Origin of the sequence: Sulfurovum sp. (genome assembly GCF_041562805.1) — a bacterium.
In the GTDB taxonomy this organism is placed as follows: domain Bacteria; phylum Campylobacterota; class Campylobacteria; order Campylobacterales; family Sulfurovaceae; genus Sulfurovum.
The window spans coordinates 1-5,061 of sequence record NZ_JBFFOH010000171.1; the positions used below are offsets into that span (position 1 = coordinate 1).

General features: G+C 36.8%; 7 protein-coding genes. All 7 read left to right on the top strand.

Annotation, left to right across the window (positions count from 1 at the left end; all coding sequences use genetic code 11):
- Nucleotides 1-1,051: cbb3-type cytochrome c oxidase subunit I (locus ABYK33_RS13670; RefSeq protein WP_373033833.1), on the top strand; the 1,051-nt coding region annotated here is incomplete at its 5' end.
- Nucleotides 1,051-1,740: a cytochrome c oxidase subunit 3 gene (locus ABYK33_RS13675; protein WP_373033834.1), complete on the top strand. Its 690-nt coding sequence runs from the start codon at nucleotides 1,051-1,053 to the stop codon at nucleotides 1,738-1,740. The genes ABYK33_RS13670 and ABYK33_RS13675, both read left to right, overlap by 1 nt.
- Nucleotides 1,730-2,059: a cytochrome C oxidase subunit IV family protein gene (locus tag ABYK33_RS13680; RefSeq protein ID WP_373033835.1), complete on the top strand. Its 330-nt coding sequence runs from the start codon at nucleotides 1,730-1,732 to the stop codon at nucleotides 2,057-2,059. Before ABYK33_RS13675 ends, ABYK33_RS13680 begins: the two co-directional genes overlap by 11 nt.
- A gap of 14 nt (nucleotides 2,060-2,073) precedes the next feature.
- Nucleotides 2,074-3,075 carry a cytochrome c oxidase subunit II gene (gene coxB, locus ABYK33_RS13685; protein WP_373033836.1) on the top strand — a complete coding sequence of 334 codons (1,002 nt, stop codon included), beginning with the start codon at nucleotides 2,074-2,076 and terminating at the stop codon, nucleotides 3,073-3,075.
- Nucleotides 3,075-3,938 (top strand): protoheme IX farnesyltransferase, encoded by an 864-nt coding sequence (locus ABYK33_RS13690; protein WP_373033837.1) that lies wholly within the window; start codon nucleotides 3,075-3,077, stop codon nucleotides 3,936-3,938. Before coxB ends, ABYK33_RS13690 begins: the two co-directional genes overlap by 1 nt.
- A gap of 103 nt (nucleotides 3,939-4,041) precedes the next feature.
- Nucleotides 4,042-4,575, top strand: a complete 534-nt coding sequence (locus ABYK33_RS13695; RefSeq protein WP_373033838.1) for a hypothetical protein — start codon at nucleotides 4,042-4,044, stop codon at nucleotides 4,573-4,575.
- Between the two features lies 1 nt (nucleotide 4,576).
- On the top strand, nucleotides 4,577-5,061 hold a 485-nt coding region (locus ABYK33_RS13700), incomplete at its 3' end, for a tetratricopeptide repeat protein (RefSeq protein ID WP_373033839.1).

Here is a 5,061-nt window from a genome sequence, read left to right on the forward strand (position 1 = left end):
TATCTACGCAACGGCATGGATCCAGCTTCTTGCGACACCAGTTGTTGGTATTACACTTGTATTGGCTATCTTGGAAAAATATTTCGGTATCGGTATCTTTGATCCGGCTAAAGGTGGAGACCCTGTATTGTTCCAACACTTATTCTGGATCTATTCTCACCCGGCTGTTTATCTTATGATTCTTCCAGCATTTGGTATTATGTCTGAAATTATTCCTACTTTCTCAAGAAAAGAGATATTCGGATATAGAACGATTGCACTTTCATCAGCTTCAATTGCAGGTATTGGTTACCTTGTATGGGGTCACCACCTTTATACATCTGGTATGTCAGATGTCGCAAAAACAGTATTCTCATTCTTGACTTTCTTTGTTGCTATTCCAACAGGGGTTAAATTCTATGACTGGATTGCTACAATGTATCAAGGTAAGATCATTCTTTCAACTCCAATGATCTGGGCACTAGGAACAATTATCACATTTGCAATTGGTGGTATCACTGGTATTACGATTACTATGATCGGTCTTGATATTCACTTACAAGATACTTACTATACAGTTGCACACTTTCACTACGCTATTCTTGGTGGGGTTGTATTCTTGATGTTTGCTGGTATGCACTACTGGTTCCCACTTGTTACAGGTAAAATGTATGATGAAGGTAAAGCAAAAATTGCTTTCTACCTGAACTTTATTGGATTCAACCTATTATGGTTCCCAATGTTCATCGCCGGTTATTATGGTATGCCAAGACGTTATTTTGACTACCTCCCAGAGTTCCAGATCTATCACCAACTTTCATTTGTTGGTGCAGTGATCTTTATCGCTGGTCTTATCTATATGTTCTGGGTATTCTTTAAAGGTTGGACAAAAGGTGAAGCGAGTACACCTAACCCATGGAATGCTACAACACTTGAGTGGCACTTGCCAACATCACCACCACCACTAGAGAATCACTCGAAGGTGCCATATGTTGATTTTGATCCATATGAATATAAAGATGGTGAGCCAGTGGTCAAGTTTAATTATGAAACGATGCAAAGGATAGATTAATGGGACACGAATACATACCTGAGATCGCGACAGATCGTGATGGAAATCAACATGAAGTACAAGGTTGGCAAGGTGATTTTTACGGCGGGAAACTAGGTTTCTGGCTGTTCATGCTTACAGAAATAATGATGTTTGGAGCAATGTTCCTTGCCCTTGCTTACTATAATGCATTACATCCTCAAGATTTTTTAGATGCATCTGCATCTTTAAATAGACTACTTGGTGGTACAAACACAGTGATACTACTTGTGTCTGCACTTACAATGGGTCTAGGGTTACTTAAAATGAGAGCCGGTGATGTAAAAGGTGCCAAGCTTATGATTTGGGCAACTATCATATTAGCAACAGCATTCTTGGTTATCAAAGGTTTTGAGTGGAGAGCGGAATATAATCACGGTATCTTCTTACTTCATGATAAATTATTACCTGAGTCAACTTTGCCATTTGGTCAAAAATTATTCTTTGGTCTTTACTTTTCAATGACGGGACTTCATGGAGTCCATATTATCATTGGTATTGGTCTTATGTTATGGCTACTTAAGCGTATAAATGCCGGTAACGTAACACCAGATCATTATATTTTATATTGGAATATCGCACTATATTGGGACATCGTACACCTTATTTGGGTATTTGTATTCCCTTATTATTATATGATCGGAGCAGGAGGAGTTACAGGTGGACACTAAAAGAATAAATTATCAAGAAGAGAAAAAAGTATATTATAAAGTACTTGTAGGACTGTTATTATTAACAGCAGTGACATTTATACAGCCACATATGTTTATGACACATTCAACATTTTTGGCACAAATGCTAATTGCAGTAGTGAAAGCATATTTAATTGTTATCTACTATATGCACTTAAAAGGTGAGAAACTGATTACAGCAATGGTATGGTTTGCATTAGCGCTTGTAACAGTTTTCTTTATTATTGTAATTGGTATAGATGTATCAAATTTCCAATTTGGAGCTGAAAGTCATATCACTGCTCCTGCAGCACACTAAGAGGGTTTTTATTTATGAGTAATAAATTAGAAGGATTTAGTTCAAGTGCATCAAGCTTTAACGCAGATATGGATTTTGCGTTTTGGCTGCACGTATGGATTTCAGTTGCACTATTTTTATCAGTAGTTGCACCGATGTTCTATTTTGCATGGAAGTATCGTGCAGATAAGGTAAAAAATGAAGATATTGGTACTTTAACTCACCATACTGGTTTAGAGTTAACGTGGACGATCATACCTATCATCGCAGTTATGGTTTTCTTTTACTACGGTAATACAACTATGCAAATGTTTAGAACAATGCCCGCTGAGTCACAAAGTATTGTGATCGATGTTGAAGGTTCTAAATGGAAGTGGAAGTATGAATACCCAGCAAATGCAAGTGGATATGTTCATAAAATTGGTGGTGTGTATAAAAAACCAGTAATGGATGATAAAGGTCAAGTGATTGAAGAGGGTACGATGGGTATCTCTGCACTTTATGTACCTAAGGATACAAATATCATCTTAAAAATGACTGCACCAGTAAATGATGTAATTCACGCATATTATGTACCTGCTTTCCGTATGAAAGAAGATGTTGTTCCCGGACGTACAACAAAACAATGGTTCAATTCTAACAGAGTAGGTGAATATGATGTAGAGTGTGCTGAGTACTGTGGTACTGATCACTCTTATATGTATTCTAAGATTGTTGTTATGGAAAAAGCTGATTATGAGAAATGGTTTGAAGGTAACACAGAAGATACACCAAAAGGTAACTTCCCTAAAGATGGTGCAGCTCTATATGCACAAAATGGATGTGCTTCTTGTCACTCGATCGATACAGATACTACATTAGTTGGTCCAGGTCTTAAAGGTATTGGTTCTAAGTACGATGCAGAATATTTAGCAAATGCACTTACTAACCCTGATAAAGATGTTCCAGAAGGATTCTACCCAGGTATTATGCCAGCGTTCAATCTTCCAGCAGACGAGCTTGATACACTAGTTAAATATATGCAAACAGGTAAATAATGATAAAAGATTTTTTTATTGTTACCAAGTTTGTTCTCTCCTTTGCAGTAAGTTTATCTGCACTCTTTGCCTACATCATGGCAAAGGGAGAGATTGGTCTGGATATGTTTCTTGCTACCTTCTCTGTGCTTTTAGTAGCTATGGGTGTTTCTACCCTTAATCAAGTACAAGAGTATAGAGAAGATTCCAAGATGGAACGAACAAAGAATCGTCCTATCGCTGCAGGTCGTATGTCACCTCGCACAGGAACAATCATAGCAGTTATTTTGATCCTAACTTCATTTGCCTTCATATATTCTCTTTTGGGGCTTACGGGTATAAACTTTTTTGCTTTTGCCTTCCTTTGGTATAACATCATGTATACACCTTTGAAAAAGAGGTCTGCTCTTGCGGTTGTGCCAGGTGCGATACTAGGTGTTATTCCTCCAGCAATTGGATGGCTTGTTGCAGGACATTCACTGTTTGAGTTGGAATTCATTGCGTTAGCAGTCTATTATTTCATATGGCAGGTTCCTCACTTTTGGTTATTAGTGATGTTATTTCACGGAGACTACAAAGATGGGGGTTATCCAACAGCCATGCGTTTATTTGGAGAAGGTACACTGCAACGACTCACATTTGTGTGGTTGGTACTCACTATCCAAGCAGGTGTATTTTTGGTCTATACATTTAATGTTTATTCAAATATTACAGTTGCCCTTTCTGCAGCACTTGGTGTCTGGGCATTTATCACCGCAATGCAATTACTCAAAAGAGAGTTTAAACTTTCAGACGCACGTGCGATCTTTTGGAAGATCAATGCAGCCTTTTTAGGTATCATTGTGCTTCTTAGTATTGATGAATATATCAAGCATCATCTGTAACACACTTCAAATAGCAGAAGTGATTTCTTCTGCTATTAATCTCTAGTTTATTAAATTTTACTACACTTTCATAGCAATATCTGCAATATCTCAAGGAAAAATCATGCAAGAAAAACAATATACAATTCAAACTATCGTAGAAAGCGTTTTTAAAGAAAACAATAATAAAATAAAAAAAAGACTTATTTATGATAATTCACAATTTGGAAGATTGAGTAGTAAGTGGATCAAATTAGCTTTTTTCATTTTGCCGTTTGCGATGTATGCAGCCATTTTCAACCCTGCATCTTTTAAGGCGTTAGGTATAGCACAGGCGATTGTATTTTATATTATCTTACTTGTATTTGCTATGCAGATCGTTGTGGGAGTTTCTTACTTTAATAATAAAAAAGTGCTCAAAACAGCTACAGAAGCATGGGAGGACTATTTCCCGGGTGTTGAGATGAAAATGATTCTCTCTTCCGGCGCTACACCTTACAAAGATTTTAAAACATATTATGAAAAAGCACTTTCTGATGGATTAGATGGTGAAGCATTAGAAGAGAGAATGACACAGTCATTTAGACAAATGGAAGATGAGAATATACATTTGGTTGAATCAATGAAAAAAGACAAAGAAAAAAGAGAAGGAAAATAACATGTTAAAGATTATGGTATCGTTAAGCTTATTTATTTTATCTACACTTTCAGCATCACAGAGTGAGGCTTTAAAAGTGTTGTGTAGTGATAACAATGCAACAGCATGTTATGAGTTTGCACTGCCTATGGTGACAGGTGCGAATGCGAAGGCACAAGATATAAAAGAAGAGGGTATGAGCTATATACGTAAAGCATGTATACTCGGTGAAAATAGAGCTTGTGATATTATGGGTGATAACTATTATAAGGATAAAAGTTATATCGCAGCTATACCGTATCTTGAGAAATCATGTGTAAGAGGTATAAAATCTGCATGTGAGTCTATGGGAACTATCTATCGTGATGGGAATGATGTAAAAGCAGATGACGTAAAGTCAAGAGAATACTACGAACAGGCATGTGAATTAAAAAGTGGTGATGCATGTTTTAACGTCGCAATCATTTATCGTGGCGGTTTCGGTGTTGAGAAAAGCAGAGAAAAAGA